The following is a 23,246-nucleotide window of genomic DNA, read 5'->3' as shown; positions in this document are numbered from 1 at the left end:
CAGAACGATGATAGGAGGAAGATTCATGCTGTCCACAGAGCAAATTATTGATATTATGTCCAAGCAGGGTCTGCGTATTACCGATCAGCGTCGGACGCTGGCAAAATTGTTTGCTGAAGCGCCGGGCTACTTGACTGCTAAGGATGTATACGAATATATGGAACGTAAATATAGCGGTCTGAGCTTTGATACCGTGTATCGCAATCTACGCGTTATGCAGGAGCTGGGCGTATTGGAACAGGTTGTATTTGAAGACGGAGTCAAATTCAAAAGTCATTGCAGTCAGGATCATCATCACCACCATATGATCTGCTTGCAATGTGAAAAAACGTATCCGATCGCTTTCTGTCCGATGGATATGACCGATATGCCAGAGCAATTTCAGGTGATCCGCCACAAATTCGAGGTGTTCGGTTATTGTAAGGAATGTCTGGCACAACAAGCCGGATCAAACGGCGAAGAGGGTATGCCTATCGGCGGTGACGGCAAGGAAGGCCCTGCGCTTCATTTGAAAAAGAAAGCCGTATCCGCAGTGGCAGGGCAAGAGCAGTGAATACGCCACAAAAGCTGAGCCGTCGCGCTGTACAGGTGCCGATTCACTTTTACCGTAAATTCATTTCTCCGCTTAAGCCGCCAAGCTGCCGCTTTTACCCAACCTGCTCGCAATATGCGCTGGAAGCGATTGAAGTACATGGTGTACTCAAAGGAAGCTGGCTCGCAGCACGCCGCATCAGCAAATGTCATCCGTTTCATCCGGGCGGTATTGATCTTGTTCCACCGCCGCGCAGCAAGCGTCAGGATGTGGATCATGAGCCGGAGCATCATATCCATGAATACAAACAGGACCCGCGGAATGCTTGACAGCTTCGGCGGGTATTCGGTATATTGAGAAACATAGTTATATATGCAATCCAGTGAACGGATAAGTATACGGAATAGGCACAGCACAGAGAGCCGGAACAGCTGCGAACCGGTCTGGAAGCCACTGTAGAACATGGTCCGGGAGGAACTGAAGTCGAGCGCATACCGGATTATATCGGTACGTAAGGCTCCAGCGTAAGCCCGCGTTAAGGGTCAGCCTGTATAGGCTGCTGAGCCTGCTTTTGCAAAAAAGCGGGGAAGTTGGGTGGTAACGCGTGAGTACAAGCTCTCGTCCCATTAGGGGCGGGAGCTTTTTTGCGTCCATTTGCTGTATAGCGAGCGATCTAGACTTGCCCATCAGATGATGGATGTATTTAATCCAAGGAGGAATCAAGATGCCAGAAGAGAACAAAACATTTTATATTACGACCCCGATTTATTATCCTAGTGACAAGCTGCATATCGGTCACGCCTATACGACGGTAGCAGGCGATGCTATGGCACGCTACAAGCGTCTGCGCGGATATGAGGTACGCTATCTGACTGGTACGGACGAGCATGGTCAAAAGATTGAGCGCAAAGCTGCTGAGAAAGGTCAAACACCGCAGCAATTCGTCGATGGCATCGTGGAAGGCATCAAGAGCCTGTGGGACAAGCTGGACATCTCCTATGATGACTTTATTCGTACAACCGAAGAGCGTCATAAGAAGGTCGTACAAGATATTTTCGACCGTTTGCTGGAGCAAGGCGATATTTACAAAGGCGAATACGAAGGCTGGTACAGCATTCCTGATGAAACGTTCTACACCGAGACGCAGCTGGTTGATATTGAGCGCAATGATAAAGGCGAAGTCACTGGCGGTAAGAGCCCAGACAGTGGACATCCGGTCGAGCTCGTTAAAGAAGCATCCTACTTCTTCCGTATGAGCAAATACGCAGATCGTCTGCTGCAATACTATCAGGATCATCCTGACTTTATTCAGCCAGAATCGCGCAAAAATGAAATGATCAACAACTTTATCAAACCGGGTCTGGAAGATCTCGCCGTATCGCGGACGACCTTCGACTGGGGCGTTAAGGTGAAAAATGATCCGAAGCACGTTGTATACGTATGGATCGATGCGCTGTCCAACTATATTACAGCACTCGGCTACGGCAGCGACAACGAAGAGCTATTCAACAAATTCTGGCCAGCAGACATTCATCTGGTCGGGAAAGAAATCGTGCGTTTCCACACCATCTACTGGCCGATCATGCTGATGGCGCTGGATATTCCACTGCCGAAAAAAGTATTCGGTCACGGCTGGCTGCTGATGAAGGACGGCAAAATGTCCAAATCCAAAGGTAATGTTGTAGACCCAGTAACGCTTATCGAACGCTACGGTCTTGATGCGCTGCGTTACTACCTGCTGCGTGAAGTGCCATTTGGCTCTGACGGTACCTTTACACCGGAAAGCTTTGTAGATCGAGTAAACTCCGATCTGGCAAATGATCTCGGTAACCTGCTGAACCGCTCGGTCGCGATGATCGACAAGTACTGTAGTGGCTCCGTGCCTGCTTACAATGGCGTAGTGAATGAAGTAGACGGCAAATTGCAGGAGTTTATCGGCGATACAATTGGCAAAATCGAAACGGCGATGGAGAAACTGGAATTCTCGGTCGCATTGACTGCGATTAGTCAGCTGATCAGCCGTACGAACAAATATATCGACGAAACCCAGCCATGGGTACTTGCGAAGGATGAAGCCAACCGTCCGCAGCTGGATTCGGTCATGTTCCATCTGGCAGAAGCACTGCGCATTATTTCCATCTTGCTGGAGCCGTTCCTGACACGCGCACCGAAGCAGATTCGTCAGCAAATCGGCATTGCCGATGGCGAACTGACCACATGGGACAGCGCTAGCCGCTTTGGTCTGATTCCAGCAGGTACAGCGGTAGCAAAAGGCGATCCAATCTTCCCGCGTCTTGATTCCAAAGAAGAAGTGGCATATATCGTGGAAGCAATGGGCGGCGTACTGAAAACGGAAGCCGAGCAAACAGCACAGGCGACGACTGAGCAGCAAACAGTCACTGCACCAGCTGTACAGGAAGAAGAGTCTGCACCGGAAATCAGCATCGACGATTTTGCCAAAGTAGAGCTGCGCGTGGCACAGGTTATCGCTGCCGAGCCAGTCAAAAAAGCCGACAAGCTGTTGAAGCTGCAACTGGATTTGGGCTTTGAGCAACGTCAAGTCGTATCTGGTATTGCCAAATTCTATACACCAGAGGAACTGGTTGGACGCAAAGTCATCTGCGTCACCAATCTGAAACCGGTCAAACTGCGCGGCGAAGAATCCCGTGGTATGATTCTGGCGGCATCACAGGGCGATCAATTGACACTGGCAACTGTGCCAGATAGCATGCCAAATGGCGCTATCGTCAAGTAATACTAGCAAAACCATCATAGTATACCCTACGCAAACCACCGTTATCTTCAAACGAAAATAAGAACAAATATACAAGTTGGACGGAACCTTTCATACCGCTGTGATCTGTATATACAGCGTGTGTGAAAGGTTCTTTATCCGGCAAAAAAATACGTGAAAACTTGCCAACCCGTCGTTATTCCATGTATGATTATTGAATGAACCATGTGATTCTGATCGCAAGCAGCGAAGCCATTCATCGGCAGCAGAATCATGAATTAGAGAGTGTAACCAAAGGGGGAGCAAGATGCCAACGCCCAGTATGGAAGACTATTTGGAGCGCATCTACAAGCTGATTGATCAAAAGGGCTATGCGCGTGTATCGGATATTGCCGAGGGGCTGGAAGTACATCCTTCATCCGTTACAAAAATGATCCAGAAGCTGGATAAAGATGAATACCTGATTTATGAAAAATACCGTGGTCTTGTGCTGACAAGCAAAGGCAAAAAAATGGGAAAACGGCTGGTAGAACGTCACCAACTGCTGGAGGATTTTCTGGATATTATCGGAGTGAATCCCGATTATATATACAAGGACGTAGAAGGCATTGAGCATCACCTGAGCTGGGATTCGATTACGCAGATCGAGACGCTGGTTGAATATTTCCGCCGCGACCCGGAACGTGTCGAAGCACTGAAAAAGCTGCAAAATGAGCTAGTTAGCGATTCATAAGGCAGACATCTGTCGTTCATCTGACAGATGTCTTTTATTTTGTGCGCAACTTTTCACCGTGGATCAGGTTTAACTAAATAAGAGCAGTATGCCGTATAGAGAGACGTTGGGCAGAGGGGCAAATGATTTACTGGAGGTATGCTAACCTATGAAATGGATTCGTTTCACATCTTTATTTCTGGCACTTGTCGTTATTTTCCCTATCATTAGCAGCACTATGGCTGTAGCAGCATCAAACATTCAGATTGTATTGGATGGCAAGACCATTCAGGGAGACGCAGCTCCGTACATAACGAGTGACAGCAATGTCACAATGGTACCGCTGCGCCTGATCAGTGAAAATCTGGGTGCTACCATCGGCTGGAATCAACAAACCAGCACAGTTACAATCAATAGCGGCAATAACGAGCTGATCCTGACTTCAGGACAACCGACTGCGACCCTTAATGGTACATCCGTATCGCTGGATACATCGGTTCAGATGAAAGGTGGACGCGTGATGGTGCCACTACGCTTTATCGGTGAAGGGCTTGGCTTGACTGTTGGCTGGAACCAGAGTACACAGACTGTGACATTGCAAACGGGCGGTACTCCCAAAGGCGGTACAACGACAGGAAGTACAACAGGCAATGGCAGTACATTGGGCACATCGAACAACTCTGGCAGTACGTCAACCGGTACATCGACATCGACAGGTACATCGTCTAAACCAACGCCAAGTGCCAAAAAGGAAATGCGCGGTGCATGGATTTCCACTGTGTTTAATCTGGATTGGCCGAGCAGCAGTACATCCGGCGCAACGAAGCAAAAGCAAGAGTTTTCCAGTCTGTTGGATCAATTGCAGGGCATGGGCATGAATGCTGTGTTTGTACAGGTTCGTCCTTCTGGTGACGCATTGTACAAATCGTCCACAATGCCATGGTCAAAATACCTGACTGGCACACAAGGCAAAAATCCGGGCTATGACCCACTCGCATACATGGTAACGGAAGCTCACAAGCGTGGTATGGAGCTGCACGCGTGGTTCAACCCATTCCGTGCGACGACTGATGCCAATACTAGTTCGCTCGCATCCAATCATGTCGTGCTACAGCATCCAGATTGGGTGATCAAGTTTGACAATAAATACTACATCAATCCGGGGATTCCAGCAGCTCGTCAATCCATTATTGATACTGTGATGGAAGTTGTGAATAACTATGATGTGGATGGCGTGCATTTGGATGATTATTTCTACCCGTCCTCCGAAACGTCCTCGAACAAGTTCGCCGACGATAGCACGTACACAACGTACAAAGGCAAAACCTCCAACAAAGCAGAGTGGAGACGAGCCAATATCAATAGCTTTATTCAAGATCTGGGTGCAGATATTCATGCAGCGAAGCCATCTGTTCGCTTCGGTGTAAGCCCATTCGGTGTATGGCGTAACAAGGCAACTGACGTCACTGGCTCCGATACAAAAGCTGGCGTAACCGCTTATGATAGCATGTCTGCGGATACACGCACATGGATCAAAAATAAATGGATCGATTATATCGCACCACAAGTATATTGGAGTCTGTCTCTGCCCGTTGCCCGTTATGATAAAGTGGTTGACTGGTGGGTAAACGAAACGAAAAACTCCGGCGTTGATCTGTACATCGGTCATGCCATTTACAAAATCAACACCCCAGAAGTGGGCTGGAATACTTCCAATGAGATCATTAACCAGCTCAAATACAATGCCAAATACAGCACAATCAAAGGCAGCATCTTCTTCAGTGCCAAGGACCTGAAAAAGAACCCGCTGGATGTTCTCAGTAAGCTGCGTTCGTACTGGGGACTGTAAGCGATCATAGACAAACAGCCAGCCCTGTGATCATACGAGGGACAGAGACTGTGACAATAAACAGAGATATGTAAAGGTAACAGATATACGAAAAAAACAGATGAATCCAAAAAGAGCTGCTTTCCACTAGGAAAGCAGCTCTTTTATCATATCAAACAGTTCAAATAATCGTATCGTATAAAGACAGTTGCGTTATAAAAAGAATAGGATTAATGATATTTTGGAACTTCCTCGTCATCTTTGCCTTTGTTGCCCTGAATCACATGGAACGGATAATTCTTTTTCGGCTTGTTGCCGACCGAACTTGATGTACTTCTGTTCGGTGAGCTGGATTTGGCAAAAGGAGATGATTGGGACATGTTTTTGTAATTGCCCTGCTGTGCTTTGACTTTGGCCATTGTACGAGCGGATGGTTTCACCTTCGGTTGCTTACGTGAGCCTCCTTGAAATGCCGAGGAACGAAAGGCAAATACCAGAATACCAATCAGCACCAGCGTTACGATAATGCCGCTCCAATCAATCGTGGATGGCATAAAAATCATGCGGTACACTCCCCAGACCAGTCCGACCAACGCCAGTACAGCCATAATGCCAACAAACACCGTTTGAGCAGGTGACTTTCTCATCATTACATCATCCTTTCACAGGGTCAGGAGAAGCATCCGGTACAACTGTGGCTACGGATTGTCGTTCCAGCTGTGTATCCAGCTCGCGCATCCGGTTAAAGGAGGCGATGGAGACTTCCAGCTGATCCAGCGTAGGTTCTTTTGTTGTGAGCAGCTGCAGCCACAAGCCGGGGTAACCCAAATAACGGAGCACCGGAATATCCCGCAAACTATTCGTAAACTTCAGAAACTCAAATGAAACGCCGATCACGACCGGCAGCAGCACAATTCGTTGAATAATGCGCTCGGTCATGCCATCCCAGTGAAAGAGAGAGTAGATCAATACACCGATAATTACAGTCAAAATAATAAAGCTACTGCCGCAGCGGTAGTGAAGACGGCTGAATTGCTGTACCTTTTCCGGTGTCAGCTCGGAGCCGTTTTCATAAGCGGTTATTACCTTATGCTCAGCACCGTGATATTGGAACAGGCGCTTGATGATCGGTGTCTGCGAGATGCCCCACAGATACGCGAGCAGCAGAATGATCTTAATTGCCCCTTCCAGCAATGTATGCAAAAACTGGCTCTGGAATAAATGAGAGAATAAGAAGCCTTCAATCGCAGCAGGTACGACCGTGAAGATCAGTTTGCCGACGATCAGGGACAGAATACCGACAACGGCAACACCGAGAATCGTATTGAGGCTTGTTTTGGATTGTTCTTTTTCCTTTTCGCGAGCATATTCTTCTGGGTCCATCTGATCCTCAGAATAAGCGTCCGCTGCATAATTGAGATGACGCGAGCCTTTGGCGCTAGAATCGATCAGACTGACAATCCCGCGCAATAGCGGAATACGTCGCAGAGAGCGCACCCAAGCTTTGTCACTGCGTGGAACTTCCAGATAGGTGATCTCGCCGTCCTTGCGTCTGACTGCGGTCACATTGACGTGTTTGCCGCCGAACATAACGCCTTCGATTACGGCCTGGCCGCCATAGCTGACTGGAGAAGATTGTTTTGGCAAGTACAGTCACCCTTCCATAATTGATCATCCGAGTGGATGATAGTTAAAGTGGCAATTGCGCCTATTTTGATGAAGCGCATAGAGGCGCAAAGTGTTGATACACTATATTGTAGCGGATTTCCCGTATCATTACCACATGTTCCAAACCGCTGCGCTATGCGGAATGTTACAACTGACTATTCTCAAAAATGCTGCGGGTATGGTAAAATAATCTCTGGCTATTTGAAGACAGAACGGAGCGAAGGGGAGAGTGTTTATGACTACAGCACGTTTAAACCAATTGCGCCATGCGATGCAGGAGCGTGAACTGGAAGCAATCCTGATTACAAGCGGTATCAACCGCCGGTATGTGACTGGTTTTACAGGTTCTGCGGGTTATGTATTGGTGACCGCAGAGCAGGCGTATTTGCTAACCGATTTCCGTTATATGACTCAGGCGCCAGAACAGGCGACCGCATTTACCGTTGTAGAGCACAAGCCAAATGTAGCAGAGACAGTCAAGGAATTGCTGTCCGGCTGGGGCATAGGAAAGCTTGGTTTTGAACAGGAGCATGTATCGTTCAGCCGCTATGCAAGCTACAAGGAACAATTGACTCCAATCGAGCTAGTGCCGGTATCTGGACTGGTGGAAGGCATTCGTAACTTCAAGGATGCAGACGAGATTGCCCTGATCGAAAAGGCAACCGAGATTGCTGACAAAACGTACGAGCATATCCTCGGCTACATCAAGCCAGGCGTTACCGAAAAAGAACTGGAGCTGGAAATGGAATTTTTCATGCGCCGTCTAGGTGCGTCCGGTCCTTCGTTCGAGACGATTGTCGCTTCGGGTGTACGTTCGGCTCTGCCACACGGTACAGCGAGCGAGAAGCCTGTTGGACGCGATGAGTTCATCACGTTTGACTTTGGCGCATTGTACAACGGCTATGTATCCGATCTCACACGTACCGTATTCGTTGGTACACCGTCGGATAAGCATCGCGAGATCTACAATATCGTACTGGAATCGCAGCTGCATACATTGGAAAACCTAAAACCGGGTCTGACTGGTAAGCAAGCGGATGCACTCTCCCGCGACATTATCTCTTCACACGGCTATGGCGACGCTTACGGACACAGTGCTGGGCACGGAATTGGTCTAGAGGTGCACGAAGATGTTCGTCTGTCCAAAATGAGCGACATGGTGCTCAAGCCAGGCATGGTTGTTACAGTCGAGCCAGGCATTTATGTTCCAGGCTTTGGCGGTGTACGGATTGAGGATGATGTGCTGATTACCGAAACAGGTATCCGTGTACTGACTCATTCGAGCAAAGAATTCACGATTTTACCGGCATAACATTTTCCGCTTCCAGCAGGTTGCGGAGACTAGGATGCCGAATAAAATACATGGAGCATGCGCGCGGAGATATGGGTCGCCATCTCGACAGACCGGTGATGAACGAGGACTGTGCAAGCAGTCGTGTATTATCACCGGTCCGTCGCTGTGGCGATTCCTCCGCCAACGCATATTCCGCAACTTTCTGCATACAGTCGTCACCATACGCTGGCAGGAAGGGTACAATATATAGAAGTGAGGCTGAGGACATCCATCACGAATGTTTCAGCAGCAGTAAAAATGAACATATATTGTATGACCACTGGCTTTACCATACATGAGGAGGCGTTATTTTGATTTCAGTTAACGATTTTAAAACAGGCTTGACCGTAGAAGTAGACGGTAACATTTTCTCCGTTATTGAGTTCCAACACGTAAAACCAGGTAAAGGTGCTGCATTCGTACGCTCCAAGCTGAAAAACCTGCGTAACGGTAACGTTGTTGAGCGCACATTCCGCGCTGGCGAAAATATTGCTCGTGCACAAATCGAAAACCGTGGCGTACAATACCTGTATGCAAGCGGCGAAGAGCACACTTTCATGGATAACGAAACCTACGACCAGTTCGAGCTGAACGAAAGCCAACTGGAATGGGAACTGAAATTCCTGAAAGAAAACATGACCGTTAACATCGTTAGCTACCAAGGCGAAATCATCGGAATCAACCTGCCAACATCCGTTGAGCTGGAAGTCGTTGAAACAGAGCCGGGTATCAAAGGTAACACTGCTACAGGCGCAACGAAAAGTGCAAAACTGGAAACAGGTCACAGCGTTCAAGTGCCTCTGTTTATCAATCAAGGCGATGTACTGATCATCGACACACGCGAAGGCAAATACGTTTCCCGCGCGTAATCATTCGACAGTCTATGGACTGCACAGCAGGCTGCTCTCCGTCATTTTTGGCGGAAACAGCCTGCTTTTTTACACAACATATTGCATAATTATACTGTCGAGGTCATAAATTTGCATAAATTGCATGATCATTTGCAGTACGATGTACATAGACAACAGCGGCAAGCGATAGAAGCCGAAACGTACAAAATTTACGGTAGTACTTAACGCGTTGTCGTATTATACTGGTAAAGACTGAGTGTTTCATATCATGTCATATCCGTAGAATGGATATGCTGTTAATGATGGCTGTGGCGCTTGCCGAGCCAGTATCAAGTAGGGAGTGAAGATGTCTTGGCTTTGTACGTGATGAAATTCGGCGGTAGCTCCGTCGGCGATGTAGAGCGCATGCAGCGCGTAGCAAAACGCATTATTGAAAAGCAGGATGAAGGACACCAATGCGTCGTCGTTGTATCCGCTATGGGAGACACGACAGATGATCTGATCGATCAAGCACTGATGCTGAATCCGAATCCGCCCGCGCGTGAAATGGATATGCTGATGACGACGGGGGAACAGATTTCGATTGCCATGCTGTCGATGGCGATTGCACATCAAGGACGCGAAGCGGTATCCTTTACCGGCTGGCAAGCAGGCTTTGAAACGGAAGCAGAGCATAGTCGCGCTCGTATTCGCGAGATTCGCCCAGAACGTATACTGAAAGCGCTTGGCGCTGGTCAAATTGTAGTCGTAGCTGGTTTTCAAGGGATTACCGAAGACGGCGAGATTACGACATTCGGTCGCGGCGGCTCGGATACGACAGCTGTAGCACTGGCAGCAGCTATTAACGCAGATGTATGCGAAATTTATACAGACGTGGATGGCATCTATTCCACCGATCCGCGTATTGTCAAATGCGCTCGCAAGCTAAAAGAAATCTCTTATGACGAAATGCTGGAGCTGGCGAACCTCGGCGCAGCGGTATTGCATCCACGCGCAGTAGAATACGCCAAGCACAACAACGTACGCCTCGTAGTACGATCCAGCTTTAACTATAATGAAGGAACGGTAGTGAAGGAGGAAGCGGTTATGGAACAGGGAGCGGTAGTCAGCGGCATCGCTTATGACAAAAACGTAGCACGTATTACGGTCAGAGGGGTCAATGACATTCCCGGTGTACTCGCCAAAATGTTCAGCGAACTCGCAACTGCCAAGATCGACGTGGATATTATCGTACAAAGCGGCGTAATGAACGGCAAAGCTGATTTCTCCTTTACCGTGAATCTCGAAGAACGCGAACGCGCCCTGCAAGTGATCCAAGCGATCCGCGGCGAACTTCCATACGATGAAGTGACATCCGAAGTTGATCTGGTCAAAGTTTCCATCGTTGGCGCAGGCATGGTTAGCCATCCGGGTGTAGCTGCTCAAATGTTCGAGGCGATTTCCACTCAAGGCGTTAGTATCAAAATGGTCAGCACCTCCGAAATCAAAGTGTCCTGCGTAATCGAAGCAGGCAAACTGAATGACGTTGTAGCTGCTCTCCACACCGCTTACGGTCTGGATACCGAAGAACAAGCCTTCGTAGGCGGACCACAGGATCGTCGTTAAGTCGACTGAACTCCACAGCAACATACGATAGAGCCTAAGGATAGTCTTAAAGGGACAGACATGATCATGCTAAATCGGCAGCAGCTTTGCCTACAAAGAGGAGGAAGATGAAGTGAATCATTATTCCGTTCCTATTATAGCGAGCAAAGATTTGGATGAAAGTGAAGCGTTCTATAAACGATTAGGGTTTGACGTACTCAGTGATTACGGCGAGTACCGGATTCTCGCGGATGGACGCGGTTGGCATCTGCATTTGAATCATGTACCCGATTGGCCTAAAACGGTCGAGGACAATCCCTTTGGTTTGTATTTGTATGTGGATAACGTCGATGAGATAGCGGCACAGGTGAGCGATTTGATTATCGAAAAAGGAACACCTTGCGTCAAACCGTGGGGCGTGTATGAATTTGCAGTCAGCGACCCTACTGGTTTACTGGTACGTATTGGTCGGATCGTTTCACCAGAGGAATCGTAATACCGTATTCCTTTTGCATTGTAAAATTGAAAATTGGCAAGCAGTCGTTCACCGAATAGCGGGTAAATGACTTCTTCCGCAAAAGGCGTGAACAAAGATGTTCACGCCTTTTTGATGAATGTGCTATAATACATAGCGTTATGTGTAATTTTCCCGAAATGGGCGCCAAATTGCGCTCATCTGACAGGCGATAAAGCCAAAGGAGTGAATGTATAGATGTTTAAATTAAACGAGATCAAAGAACTCATTCAACTGGTGGACGAGACGTCCGTACAGGAAGTTGAAATCGAAAACGAAGGCTCTCGCCTCGTTATCCGTAAACCAGGCAAAGCCGAAACGGTATTCATGCAAGCGCCAGCTGTACAAGCAGCACCGGCGGTTCAACCTGCCGCAGCTACACCAGCAACTCCTGCAGCGACACCTGCCGCTGCGCCAGTAGCACCGGAAGCCGATCCGACACTACATAAAATTGTGTCTCCTATGGTCGGAACTTTCTATCGTTCCCCGTCCCCAGAAGCGGGACCATTCGCAAGTGTAGGCGACAAGGTCAACACCAAATCCCCTGTTTGCATTATCGAAGCGATGAAGCTGATGAACGAACTGGAAGCGGAAGTGAACGGAACGATCGTCGAAGTGCTTGCCGAAAACGGACAGCTGGTTGAATACGGCCAACCTTTGTTCCTGGTGAAGCCGGAATAAGACCACGCATCCGCGTATAAGGCTGAAGGAGGAAAGGCAAATGAAATTTCAAAAAATTCTGATCGCGAACCGCGGCGAGATTGCGGTTCGTATTATTCGTGCCTGCCGTGAGCTGGGTATCTCCACGGTAGCGATATATTCCGAAGCAGATCGCGAATCACTGCATGTTCGTCTTGCAGATGAAGCATACTGTGTCGGTCCAACACTGTCCAAGGACAGCTACCTGAATCTGACGAACCTGATGAGTATTGCAACGCTGACAGAATGCGATGCGGTGCATCCGGGTTATGGATTTTTGGCGGAAAATGCCGATTTCGCGGAAATTTGCGAATCGTGCAACATCACCTTTATTGGTCCGTCTCCAGACGCGATCAATCGTATGGGTGACAAATCCGAAGCGAAGCGTACGATGCTGGAAGCGGGCGTACCGGTTATTCCAGGCTCCGACGGTATTGTCGAAGATCTGAACGAAGCGGTGAAAATCGCGCGTGAGATCGGGTATCCGGTCATCATCAAGGCAACTGCTGGCGGTGGTGGTAAAGGGATTCGTCTTGCTGAGGATGAAGAATCACTTGTCAAACAGATTACAAACGCACAGCAAGAAGCCGAGAAAGCATTCGGTAACGGCGGCGTGTATCTGGAGAAATTCCTGACAGGCATGAAGCACGTCGAAGTACAGATCATCGCTGACCGTCATGGCAATGCCGTGCATCTGGGCGAACGCGATTGCTCAGTACAGCGTCGTCGTCAAAAGCTGGTAGAAGAAGCACCTTGCCCTGTGTTGTCGCCAGAACTGCGTGAGAAAATGGGCGCAGCGGCTGTACGCGCAGCCAAAGCGGTCAATTACTCTGGTGCAGGTACACTGGAATTCCTACTCGGTCCAGATGAGCAATTTTACTTCATGGAAATGAACACTCGGATTCAGGTAGAGCATCCGGTAACCGAAATGGTAACCGGCGTCGATCTGATTCAGGAAATGATTCATGTGGCAGAAGGGCATCCATTGTCCTTTACACAAGAAGAGGTCGTTATCAACGGCTGGTCCATCGAGTGCCGCGTCAATGCGGAAGATCCAGATCGTAACTTTATGCCAAGCCCGGGTAAAATTGATTTTTATCTGCCACCGGGCGGACCGGGTGTGCGTGTCGATAGTGGCGCGTATCCAGGCTACACTATTTCTCCGTATTACGATTCGATGATTGCTAAGCTGATCGTCTGGGCGCCGACACGCGCCGAAGCGATTGCCAAAATGAAGCGTGCGCTGGATGAATTCGCGATTGAAGGCATCTATACGACGATCCCGTTCCACCTGCGTTTGCTGAATCACGAGACGTTTGTACGCGGCGATTTTGACATCAAATTCCTCGAAGAAAACGAAGTGTAATCCCCGCCAGCTTGCGTTTGTCAAGCAAACGGGTACATGTTATATTTAGTTTACTTGGCAGGAGGTGTATAAATCATGAGTACATTCCCGACTGAATTTGAACGGACGGACATCGGCGAGATTCAGATTGCGCCCGAAGTGATCGAGGTCATCGCTGGTCTAGCGACGATTGAAGTGAACGGAGTGGCAGGCATGAGCGGCGGCTTCGCTGGCGGAATCGCTGAACTGCTGGGACGCAAAAATTTGTCCCGTGGTGTCAAAGTCGAGGTTGGTCAGCGCGAAGCAGCGGTTGACGTATCGGTTATTGTCCAATACGGACATCGTTTGCCAGAAGTGGCTGCCGAGATTCAACGCAACGTGAAACGTTCCATCGAAACAATGACCGGTCTGAGCGTTATTGAAGTCAACGTGCAGATTCACGATGTCCATCTGGAAACCGTGGAGAAAGCGGAAGAGAGCGAATTCACCCACCGTGTAAAATAAAAGAAAGCGGCAGCATCTATGCAAAACATAAGCTGCCGCATTCTATTCAACCCCGCATATGCGCATCGTATATGCCAGAAGCGAGTTCGCTTGGTTTCACTAAGCTACTCAATCATAAACCCCTGACGAGGCAGTCTGGGGTTTAGTATATTGTAAGGGGGCTGCACACTGTTGGCTAAAATTATGGATCGGCTGCTCTTATTTATTTACAGTCTCAGTATTGGTATTCTCTCCGTGCTGGTCATCTTACTGCTTAGCGGTCAGGTTCCCATGGAACTGGATTACCGGAATGAGCAAAATGTATATATCACCATCGTAATCATTGCCGTCGTACTATTCTTGCTTAGCATCCGCTTTTTCTATGTGTCCATTCGGACGGAGCGGGGGAACATGAATGCGGTGCATCAGCATACTGAGTTTGGCGATATTCAGATTTCACTGGAAACGATTGAAAATATGACGTTGAAGGTAGCGGAGCGAACGCGCGGTGTGCGGGATCTCAAAACCCGTGTTCGTGTGATTGAATCCGGTTTGGATATTACGATTCGTGCCGTTGTAGACGGCGAGACGCCGATTCCCGGTCTGACGGAAAGTATGCAAAAAAGTATTCATACCGAAATTGAGCAGATTACAGGGATTCCTGTGTCCAATGTTTCGGTCTACATCGCCAATATCGTTCATTCGCCTGCATTCAAGAGCAGAGTGCAGTAGAGGGAGGCTATCCTCATGATATGGAAACAGATCTGGGAGACGCACGGCGGACGTATTCTTGGCGTGCTGGCAGGCATCTGCTGCGGTATTTTGTATTTAACGGTTGGTTTTTGGGATATGTTGTTCTTTGCATTGTTAGTGTTCATAGGTTATACCGTCGGTCGAAACCGGGATCTCCGGCTTGGTCCGTTCATTCCGTGGCAGCGCCTCGGTGAATGGTTCGGCGACCGCTGGCGTCCATTTCGATGAACCCTGTCATACATCATTTCCCGGATTGCACTATTATTGTTGAGGCGTGAACCGGCAAATTATGTATGATGGGGTTTTTCATTTGCAACTTTTCTTTGGTGCTGAGGGTGTTCTACGACGCTTTCTTTTTCTCAAAAGAGTATTGCGCATAGGCTGTGGGCTGGATGTTATGCACTGCGGACTATGGGTGAATGGCTGGCGCTTGTGATTCATTAGGTTGCTGGTTGGAGACTGCTTGGTAAGAGACAAGAGCATAAGAGCTTGCAAGAATGGGCTTTGGCGCTTGGGAGAGGTTGCAAATGAAAACTTTGGTTGGGTGTTAGAAGATGGGCTTGAACTTTGAGTTTGGATGAACTTCATTTTATAGTGGTATGAGTTGAAGTTTGTTTTGTTTGTTTTGGATATGAATGTTGTTGGAATGGATTACACACAATAAAGAGGCAATGGTCGTGGGCTTGGGATGATGGGCGATATAGGGCGTGGGGTTGTGGCGGCTGGGTATGGCTTGGTTATCTTGGACTGCGGGTGGTTGCGGAAGGATATGAAGGAAATGGCGATTAAAAGAAGATTGGCGCGGGAGATTACGGTGCAAAGTTTGTATCAGATGGAAATGAATGAGGTGCAGGCGAAGGAAGCGGTCGAGATGCTGCTGGAAGAAGCGGCTGCGGATAATGAATCAGAAGTTCAAGTACGCGACGAAGTAGAACTGAGTGCGTATGTGCTGGACGTTGTAAATGGCGTCTGGAATCAACGCGAAGCGATTGACGGGCTGCTGGTGGATTATTTGCAGAATTGGCAGGTTAGCCGTCTGTCTCGTGTGGATCGTCAAATTTTGCGTTTGGCGGTGTATGAGATGGTGTTTACCGAGGATGTACCGGCGAAGGTTGCGGTCAATGAAGCAATTGAATTGTCCAAGCATTTTGGCACCGAGGAATCTGGCAAGTTCGTAAATGGCGTGCTTGGTAAAATGATTCAGGATCTCGACAAGCTCAAAGGCAAGCAGCAGTAATTATCGACAGCATGAGTGTTATTCCGCATCAGGTCATTGCAAAAGTTACGTGTATACACAGGGTTACCCTGCATCATACCATTTTTCAATGTTAAAGGAGCGAATTATCATGGCAGCAACAATCATTAGCGGTACACAGATTTCGAAGGACATCCGTCAGGACATCCAGCAGGAAGTGGAGAAAATGAAAGCGCAGGGTGCTCAGCCCGGACTGGCAGTTGTACTGGTCGGCGAAGACCCAGCTTCACAGGTTTATGTACGCAATAAAGAAAAGGCTTGCCATGATTTAGGCTACTATTCCGAAGTGCATCGTCTATCGGCTGAAACGTCGCAGGACGAACTGCTTGCCCTCGTTGATAAGCTGAACAAGCAGGACAATATTCACGGTATTCTCGTTCAGCTTCCATTGCCGAAGCATATTGAGGAAAAAGCAGTAATCGACGCGATTTCCCCAATCAAAGACGTAGACGGATTCCATCCGATCAATGTCGGTAATCTGGTGATCGGCGATGATAGTTTGCTGCCATGTACACCGGCAGGCGTGATTGAGATGATCAAACGCACGGGCATCGATCTGTCCGGCAAGCATGCGGTCGTCATCGGACGCAGCAATATCGTCGGTAAACCGGTGTCCCTGCTGTTGCAACGCGAGAATGCGACGGTTACGATGTGTCATTCCCGTACAGCTAACATGAAAGAGCTGACAAAGCAAGCGGATGTGCTCGTAGTAGCAATCGGTCGTGCTAACTTTGTCGATGCTAGCTTCATTAAGCCGGGTGCTGTTGTCATCGATGTGGGCATGAACCGCCTCGAAAATGGCAAGCTGGCGGGCGATGTTGATTTTGAAAGTGCGAAGGAAGTATCCGGTCCAATCACTCCGGTTCCGGGCGGCGTTGGTCCTATGACAATCACCATGCTGATGCAAAATACGCTGGTGGCTGCACGACGTGCCTATGGCTTGAACTGAGAAAGGCGGCTTACATGCAGCAACAGCAGCGCATATACTCCATCAAGGAGATTAATAAATATATCCGAATGAAAATGGAGTCTGATCCGCTGCTCTCCGAAGTCTGGCTGAGGGGCGAGATTTCCAATTTCACGCACCATTCGAGCGGACATATGTATTTTACGCTAAAAGATGAAGGTAGCCGGATTAAGTGTATTATGTTCGCATCGTACAATCAGCGGTTGCCGTTTATTCCGAAAGAAGGCGCGCGCGTCATTGCGCGCGGCTATATTTCTGTATATGAGCGAGACGGACAGTATCAATTTTATGCTACTCAGATGCAGCCGGACGGTATCGGCAGTCTGTATCTGGCGTATGAACAGCTCAAGCAGAGGCTGGAGCATGAAGGGCTGTTTGATTCCTCACGCAAACGGGCATTACCGCAATATCCGCGTACGATTGGTGTCGTTACGTCACCAACCGGTGCTGCGGTACGTGATATTGTCATCACCTTGCGTCGACGGTATCCGGTTGTCAACATCATAGTTTATCCGGTGCTGGTACAGGGGAAAGGTGCAGCACCTTCCATTGTCAAAGCGATCCGCGATCTGAATGCACTTGGCGAAGCCGACGTGCTGATTGTCGGTCGTGGCGGTGGTTCATTGGAAGAGTTATGGGCATTTAATGAGGAAATGGTGGCACGCGCTATCGTTGGCTCGAAGATTCCGATCATCTCCGCGGTGGGGCACGAAACTGATTTTACGATTGCTGATTTTGCTGCTGATCTGCGCGCGGCTACACCGACAGCAGCAGCAGAACTGGCAGTGCCGAGCATGAATGAGCTGAAAGCACAAATCGGTCAGTTGCGGCGCCAGCTACGTCAGGGATTACTCCGTTTGTCTCAGCGCCAGCGGGATCGCTTGAATCGACTCAAGCGCTCGCCTGCATTGCTGCATCCACAGCGTCAGCTCGTTCAGCATATGACTCGACTTGATCTGCTAGAGCGTCGTCTGACATCCAGTTTGCAGCGGCGCGGGCATATTCAGCGTGACCGACTCGGGCGATTGAATCAGCGTCTAGCACGTCATAATCCACAGGATCAGCTAGTGTATGCGAAACGTCGCACCGAATCTGCTCGTCGTCAATTGGAGCTGCGTATGCAGCAGATTGTGCGACAAAAGCAGCAGAAGCTGGGCTTCGGTCTCAAACAGCTGGATGCGCTCAGCCCGCTCAAGGTCATGGCGCGCGGCTACAGTCTTGTATATGATGAGCCGGAACAGCAGTTGATCAAATCGGTCAATCAAGTATCACCGGGCGATATGATCAAGGTGAATCTAGAAGATGGACAATTGCATTGTAATGTATTCACGATAGAGGAGGCGCACAACGATGGCGAAGGCGGCAAAGGAACAGGAGCTTAATTTTGAACAGGCGATGGATCGACTGGAAGAAATCGTATCCGAACTGGAACACGGCGATGTACCGCTGGAAAAGGCGATTGATCTGTTTCAGCAAGGAATGAAGCTGTCGCAGGTTTGCGGCTCCAAATTGGAAGAAGTGGAACGTAAGATCGAGATGATCGTTGAGGAAGACGGCGAGCTGCGCAAAAAGCCTTTTGATGCTGCCGAAAGCGGTGAAATCATTGACTAGTCGTCCAGAGCTGAAATCTTATATCAACGATATTTCTGCATTTATGGAACAACAGCTGAAGCAGTTTCTGCCGCAGGAGTGGCAGGTGCCGGGGACGCTCAAGGAATCCATGCTGTATTCGCTGATGGCAGGTGGAAAGCGTCTGCGTCCCGTATTCGTAATTGCAGCAGCGGAAGCGCTTGGCGGAAGTCGGGAAGCTGCGGCTCCAGTTGCGAGTGCAGTCGAGATGGTACATACGTACTCACTCATTCACGACGATTTGCCTGCGATGGACGATGACGATTATCGTCGTGGTAAGCTGACCAACCACAAAGTCTACGGTGAAGCGATGGCAATTCTGGCAGGCGATGCTCTGCTAACCCATGCGTTTCATGCTGCTACCGATTCGGTACAGCATGGAGTAAGCGCCGAAGCTGCTCTGCATATTGTACGTGATTTAGCAGAATATGCTGGTCCGCGCGGTATGGTGGGCGGACAAGTTGCTGATATGGAAGGCGAGCAGGGCATGACGGAGCTATCGCAGCTGCAATATATTCATCTGCACAAAACAGCCGATCTGTTCATGTTTTCACTGACTGCCGGTGCACGAACTGCTGGCGCTACGGATGAACAGCTGGAAGCGCTGCGTCGCTTTGGCTCAGATATTGGGCTTGCTTTTCAAATTCAGGACGATATTCTCGATGTGATCGGCGACGAAGCCAAGCTTGGCAAAAAAACGCAGAGCGACAGTAAGCTGCAAAAGGTAACGTATCCGTATTTCATCGGCTTGGAGGCTTCGCAGCAAGAGGTGGCGCGGCTAACAGCAAGTGCGAAGGATGCGTTACAACAAGCCAATCTCAAAGACTCCAGTCGTCTGGAAGAAATCGCCGATTATCTGGTGCAACGCGATCATTAATGGTTACGTATAGCCAGTAAGGTTCGTCCTATATACAACAAGCAAGGTGCTCAATAGCCGGTATTTTATCGGAGTGGAACCATGGCATTTGACTTGCACTGATCTGCATAGAAAACGTATGGTATGAACTACAAGCTGTACTGCAACAGCATTTTGTAAGCTATCTCCCTGTTAAGCGATGATCAACCACAGTGTTGGATTTCGTAAAATGTTGTCGTTGTGGTATAGTGGAAAGTAATTATAAAACGTATAAAACAGATCAATGACATGGAACTTGCATGTAAACAACATTTGAGTGCCGTTACGATACTCACAGGAAAGCGGGGAAATGGTGTGCTGCTTCCACAGATTCATCAACCAAGTGACCTTAAACATTTAACAACAGAACAGTTGACCGAGCTGGCGGGTGAGATTCGTCAGTTTCTGGTTGAAAAATTGTCGGTAACCGGCGGGCATCTGGCTTCCAATCTGGGCGTCGTGGAACTAACATTGGCGCTGCACTATCTGTATGACAGTCCGAAGGATAAATTTATTTTTGACGTTGGGCATCAGGCGTATGTGCATAAAGTATTGACTGGACGGATGGATCGTTTTGACACGCTGCGCAAGTACAAAGGACTATGTGGCTTTGTCAAACGCAATGAGAGCGAGCATGACGTATGGGAAGCCGGGCATAGCAGTACATCGCTGTCGGCGGCGATGGGTATGGCGCTTGCACGCGATTTCAAGAAAGAAGATAACAAAGTCGTGGCTGTTATCGGCGACGGCGCTCTGACTGGCGGTATGGCATTTGAAGCGCTTAACCATATCGGTCATGAGCAGCGTAAGCTGACCGTTGTGCTGAATGATAACGAGATGTCGATTGCTCCCAATGTCGGTGCCATGCACAAATATCTCGGCAAAATCCGTTCGGACAAAGGGTACCTGCGTGCCAAGGACGAAGTGGAACAATTGATCAAGAAAATTCCAGCTATTGGCGGCAAAATTGCCAAAACAGCGGAAAAGCTGAAAGATTCGCTGAAATATGCGATGGTATCTGGCGTCCTGTTTGAGGAGCTGGGCTTTACGTATTTCGGTCCAGTCGATGGACATGATTTGCCGAAGCTGCTGGAAACATTCCGTCAGGCGGATAACGTGGATGGTCCGGTACTGATTCACGTCGTAACGATCAAAGGTAAAGGCTACTTGCCTGCTGAAGCCGATTCGTACAAATGGCATGGCATTACGCCGTACAAAATCGAATCCGGTCAGGTGGTCAAAGCCGCTGGTCATCCGATGTATACCGAAGTATTCGGTCAGACGCTGATCGAGCTGGCAGAGCAGGATGAGCGCATTGTTGCGGTCACACCAGCAATGCCAGGCGGATCGGGATTATTCCCGTTTGCAGCTCGTTTCCCAGATCGTATGATCGACGTTGGTATTGCCGAGCAGCATGCAGCAACGATGTGTGCAGCGCTGGCAATGGAAGGTATGAAGCCGGTCTATGCGGTGTATTCGACCTTTATGCAGCGTGCGTATGATCAGATCGTGCATGATATTTGCCGTCATAATGCAAATGTAATGTTTGCTGTTGACCGGGCTGGTTTTGTCGGCGCGGACGGTGAGACGCATCAAGGTGTGTATGATATTGCCTTTATGCGCCATATTCCGAATATGGTCATCATGATGCCGAAGGATGAAAATGAACTGCGCCATATGATGAAAACGGCGCTTGAATACAATGATGGTCCTATCGCTTACCGTTATCCACGGATCAACGGGCTAGGCGTACCACTGGATCAACAGCTGACACCTATTCCGATTGGTCAATGGGAAACGGTACGCGAAGGCGAGAATTATGCCATTATCGCATCCGGTCCAATGGTACAAATGGGACTTGAAGTTGCTGAAGAACTGAAGCGCGATGGCATGAATGTAGCGGTTATTAACGCTCGCTTCATGAAGCCGTTGGATGAGGACATGCTGATTGAGTTGGCAGATCGCGGTACACGTATGCTCGTCGTTGAAGAAGTATCTCAAGCAGGCAGTATGGGCAGTGCAGTGCTGGAATTCTATGCAGCACGTGGTCTGCACGATGTAACAGTCGGTCTGATGGGGATTCCAGACGAATTTATCGAGCATGGCAGTATTAAGGATCAGCAGCGCGAAGCGGGTCTGACTCCAGAACATATCGCTGCTTCGTTAAAAGCACTTGCACCGGGAAAAGCTTGGACGTTCCAGAAGAACTCAGTCTAAGCCAAGCCTATAATGCCATTTCATTTTCGTGATAGGATCGTAAATGAGAGTGAGCAGTATGATACAATCGCGACCAACGAAGTCGTTATATAGTGGTAAATCGAAGCGGAAGGATTTCCTTTCCGCTTCGTTTGCCGTTTATTGTATACTTTAATTATGAATAAAAATACGGTAAGCCGTACAGGAGCTAAAACGCATGGCAAGTGATAAGGAACGTCTCGACGTCCTGCTCGTCGAACAGGGCTATTATGAAAGCAGGGAAAAAGCAAAAGCCGCCGTTATGGCAGGACTTGTTTATGGAGGCACCGAGCGTCTGGAAAAGCCGGGTATGAAGATCCCGCGCGATACGGCGTTAAATGTTAAAGGTGCTGTACATCCGTATGTCAGTCGTGGCGGATTGAAGCTGGAAAAGGCAATCAATCATTTTGGTATTGATATGCAGGGACGTACAATGCTTGATATTGGTTCGTCTACTGGTGGATTTACTGACTGCGCGCTACAACATGGTGCGGAGTATGTATACGCGATTGATGTAGGCTACAATCAGCTGGACTGGTCGCTACGCAATCATCCGCAGGTCAATGTGATGGAACGTACCAATTTCCGTTATATGACACCAGATCAGTTGGAAGGACCTGTGCCTAACTTCGCTAGTATTGACGTATCGTTTATTTCGTTGCGTCTTATGCTTCCACCACTCAAGGAATTACTGGCGCGTCCTGCGGATGTGGCGGCGCTGATCAAGCCGCAGTTTGAAGCTGGGCGTGAAAAGGTCGGTAAAACGGGCGTAGTGCGCGATTCCAAGGTGCATCAGGAAGTGCTGGAAACGGTATTAGGCTTTGCACAGGAGCTTGGTTATGAGCTTCGAGGATTGACCTTTTCGCCTATTACTGGCGGCGAGGGTAATATTGAGTTTCTGGCGCACTGGCATCTGCCATCTACAGAGGAAATAGCAGCAGACGAACAACAGGCATCACCAGTGCTTACGGACATCAAAGCGCTGGCTGTTCAGACCGCAGCAGAAGCATCGCATCGTTTTCGTGGCGGTGCGGCAAAGGAGTAACATAGTACAACTTGCCAGGACCCGTACAAGGGCGCCCATGCCGGTACGGGTCTTTTTGCGTTTACAATGACGCTCAACCCGCACCACTACGCAACATATACAAAAGTTGACAAATTTAATGATCCAAATTCAAATTTGGCTATTGATTTACGAACAGATATTCCTATATAATGAGAACGAACGT

The 23,246-nt window shown here is 48.8% G+C and carries 24 protein-coding genes; 21 read left to right on the top strand and 3 right to left on the bottom strand.

Annotated elements, in window-relative coordinates; genetic code table 11:
- Positions 1–25: 25 nt before the first annotated feature.
- The 5 genes from ABXR35_RS11190 to ABXR35_RS11170 all read left to right on the top strand — a co-directional run bounded on the left by ABXR35_RS11190 (position 26) and on the right by ABXR35_RS11170 (position 5,827).
- Positions 26–553, top strand: coding sequence for a Fur family transcriptional regulator (locus ABXR35_RS11190; protein ID WP_367059615.1), 528 nt, complete (start codon positions 26–28; stop codon positions 551–553).
- Positions 554–567: 14 nt separating this feature from the next.
- Complete coding sequence (gene yidD, locus ABXR35_RS11185; protein WP_436669364.1) at positions 568–861, top strand: membrane protein insertion efficiency factor YidD; 294 nt, start codon at positions 568–570, stop codon at positions 859–861.
- Positions 862–1,256: 395 nt separating this feature from the next.
- Positions 1,257–3,287, top strand: coding sequence for a methionine--tRNA ligase (gene metG, locus ABXR35_RS11180; RefSeq protein WP_367059609.1), 2,031 nt, complete (start codon positions 1,257–1,259; stop codon positions 3,285–3,287).
- 286 nt (positions 3,288–3,573) lie between these two features.
- On the top strand, positions 3,574–3,999 hold the full coding sequence (mntR, locus tag ABXR35_RS11175; RefSeq protein ID WP_367059606.1) for a transcriptional regulator MntR: 426 nt from the start codon (positions 3,574–3,576) through the stop codon (positions 3,997–3,999).
- A gap of 148 nt (positions 4,000–4,147) precedes the next feature.
- Entirely contained in the window at positions 4,148–5,827 is a 1,680-nt protein-coding gene (locus ABXR35_RS11170; RefSeq protein ID WP_367059603.1) for a family 10 glycosylhydrolase, read from the top strand.
- A gap of 209 nt (positions 5,828–6,036) precedes the next feature.
- Here ABXR35_RS11170 and ABXR35_RS11165 read toward each other — a convergent pair whose 3' ends face one another.
- Entirely contained in the window at positions 6,037–6,456 is a 420-nt protein-coding gene (locus tag ABXR35_RS11165) for a hypothetical protein (RefSeq protein ID WP_367059600.1), read from the bottom strand.
- A gap of 4 nt (positions 6,457–6,460) precedes the next feature.
- Entirely contained in the window at positions 6,461–7,453 is a 993-nt protein-coding gene (locus ABXR35_RS11160) for a DUF1385 domain-containing protein (protein ID WP_367059597.1), read from the bottom strand.
- A gap of 256 nt (positions 7,454–7,709) precedes the next feature.
- On the opposite strand from ABXR35_RS11160, the gene ABXR35_RS11155 reads away from it, so the two are divergent.
- Positions 7,710–8,786 carry a M24 family metallopeptidase gene (locus tag ABXR35_RS11155; RefSeq protein ID WP_367059594.1) on the top strand — a complete coding sequence of 359 codons (1,077 nt, stop codon included), beginning with the start codon at positions 7,710–7,712 and terminating at the stop codon, positions 8,784–8,786.
- Here ABXR35_RS11155 and ABXR35_RS11150 read toward each other — a convergent pair.
- Positions 8,767–8,976 carry a hypothetical protein gene (locus ABXR35_RS11150; protein WP_367059591.1) on the bottom strand — a complete coding sequence of 70 codons (210 nt, stop codon included), beginning with the start codon at positions 8,974–8,976 and terminating at the stop codon, positions 8,767–8,769. The genes ABXR35_RS11155 and ABXR35_RS11150 overlap by 20 nt on opposite strands.
- Before the next feature lie 142 nt (positions 8,977–9,118).
- On the opposite strand from ABXR35_RS11150, the gene efp reads away from it, so the two are divergent.
- The 15 genes from efp to ABXR35_RS11075 all read left to right on the top strand — a co-directional run bounded on the left by efp (position 9,119) and on the right by ABXR35_RS11075 (position 23,062).
- The gene (gene efp, locus ABXR35_RS11145) at positions 9,119–9,676 is read left to right on the top strand and encodes an elongation factor P (RefSeq protein ID WP_367059588.1); all 558 of its coding nucleotides are present in this window, start codon (positions 9,119–9,121) and stop codon (positions 9,674–9,676) included.
- A gap of 333 nt (positions 9,677–10,009) precedes the next feature.
- Positions 10,010–11,263, top strand: a complete 1,254-nt coding sequence (locus ABXR35_RS11140; RefSeq protein ID WP_367059585.1) for an aspartate kinase — start codon at positions 10,010–10,012, stop codon at positions 11,261–11,263.
- Positions 11,264–11,375: 112 nt separating this feature from the next.
- Positions 11,376–11,738 (top strand): VOC family protein, encoded by a 363-nt coding sequence (locus ABXR35_RS11135; protein WP_367059582.1) that lies wholly within the window; start codon positions 11,376–11,378, stop codon positions 11,736–11,738.
- Positions 11,739–11,954: 216 nt separating this feature from the next.
- On the top strand, positions 11,955–12,437 hold the full coding sequence (accB, locus tag ABXR35_RS11130) for an acetyl-CoA carboxylase biotin carboxyl carrier protein (RefSeq protein ID WP_367059579.1): 483 nt from the start codon (positions 11,955–11,957) through the stop codon (positions 12,435–12,437).
- A 40-nt stretch (positions 12,438–12,477) separates the two neighbouring features.
- A complete protein-coding gene (accC, locus tag ABXR35_RS11125) occupies positions 12,478–13,821 on the top strand; it encodes an acetyl-CoA carboxylase biotin carboxylase subunit (protein ID WP_367059576.1) in 1,344 nt (447 codons plus the stop codon).
- Between the two features lie 75 nt (positions 13,822–13,896).
- Positions 13,897–14,304, top strand: coding sequence for an Asp23/Gls24 family envelope stress response protein (locus ABXR35_RS11120; RefSeq protein WP_367059573.1), 408 nt, complete (start codon positions 13,897–13,899; stop codon positions 14,302–14,304).
- Positions 14,305–14,475: 171 nt separating this feature from the next.
- On the top strand, positions 14,476–15,015 hold the full coding sequence (amaP, locus tag ABXR35_RS11115; RefSeq protein ID WP_367059571.1) for an alkaline shock response membrane anchor protein AmaP: 540 nt from the start codon (positions 14,476–14,478) through the stop codon (positions 15,013–15,015).
- Between the two features lie 15 nt (positions 15,016–15,030).
- A complete protein-coding gene (locus ABXR35_RS11110) occupies positions 15,031–15,264 on the top strand; it encodes a DUF2273 domain-containing protein (RefSeq protein WP_367059568.1) in 234 nt (77 codons plus the stop codon).
- 556 nt (positions 15,265–15,820) lie between these two features.
- A complete protein-coding gene (gene nusB, locus ABXR35_RS11105; RefSeq protein ID WP_367061365.1) occupies positions 15,821–16,273 on the top strand; it encodes a transcription antitermination factor NusB in 453 nt (150 codons plus the stop codon).
- A gap of 109 nt (positions 16,274–16,382) precedes the next feature.
- Complete coding sequence (gene folD, locus ABXR35_RS11100; RefSeq protein ID WP_367059565.1) at positions 16,383–17,240, top strand: bifunctional methylenetetrahydrofolate dehydrogenase/methenyltetrahydrofolate cyclohydrolase FolD; 858 nt, start codon at positions 16,383–16,385, stop codon at positions 17,238–17,240.
- 14 nt (positions 17,241–17,254) lie between these two features.
- The gene (gene xseA, locus ABXR35_RS11095; protein ID WP_367059562.1) at positions 17,255–18,640 is read left to right on the top strand and encodes an exodeoxyribonuclease VII large subunit; all 1,386 of its coding nucleotides are present in this window, start codon (positions 17,255–17,257) and stop codon (positions 18,638–18,640) included.
- On the top strand, positions 18,609–18,869 hold the full coding sequence (gene xseB / locus ABXR35_RS11090; RefSeq protein WP_367059559.1) for an exodeoxyribonuclease VII small subunit: 261 nt from the start codon (positions 18,609–18,611) through the stop codon (positions 18,867–18,869). The genes xseA and xseB overlap by 32 nt, the downstream gene beginning before the upstream one ends.
- A 43-nt stretch (positions 18,870–18,912) precedes the next feature.
- Entirely contained in the window at positions 18,913–19,764 is an 852-nt protein-coding gene (locus ABXR35_RS11085) for a polyprenyl synthetase family protein (protein WP_436669363.1), read from the top strand.
- Between the two features lie 333 nt (positions 19,765–20,097).
- Positions 20,098–21,999, top strand: a complete 1,902-nt coding sequence (dxs, locus tag ABXR35_RS11080; protein ID WP_367059556.1) for a 1-deoxy-D-xylulose-5-phosphate synthase — start codon at positions 20,098–20,100, stop codon at positions 21,997–21,999.
- Positions 22,000–22,195: 196 nt separating this feature from the next.
- Positions 22,196–23,062 (top strand): TlyA family RNA methyltransferase, encoded by an 867-nt coding sequence (locus ABXR35_RS11075; RefSeq protein WP_367059553.1) that lies wholly within the window; start codon positions 22,196–22,198, stop codon positions 23,060–23,062.
- Positions 23,063–23,246: the final 184 nt, after the last annotated feature.

Origin of the sequence: Paenibacillus sp. JQZ6Y-1 (genome assembly GCF_040719145.1) — a bacterium.
Taxonomy (GTDB): domain Bacteria; phylum Bacillota; class Bacilli; order Paenibacillales; family Paenibacillaceae; genus Saccharibacillus; species Saccharibacillus kandeliae.
The sequence above is the reverse complement of the archived record's forward strand: the minus strand, read 5'-3'. Positions and strand labels throughout refer to the sequence as shown.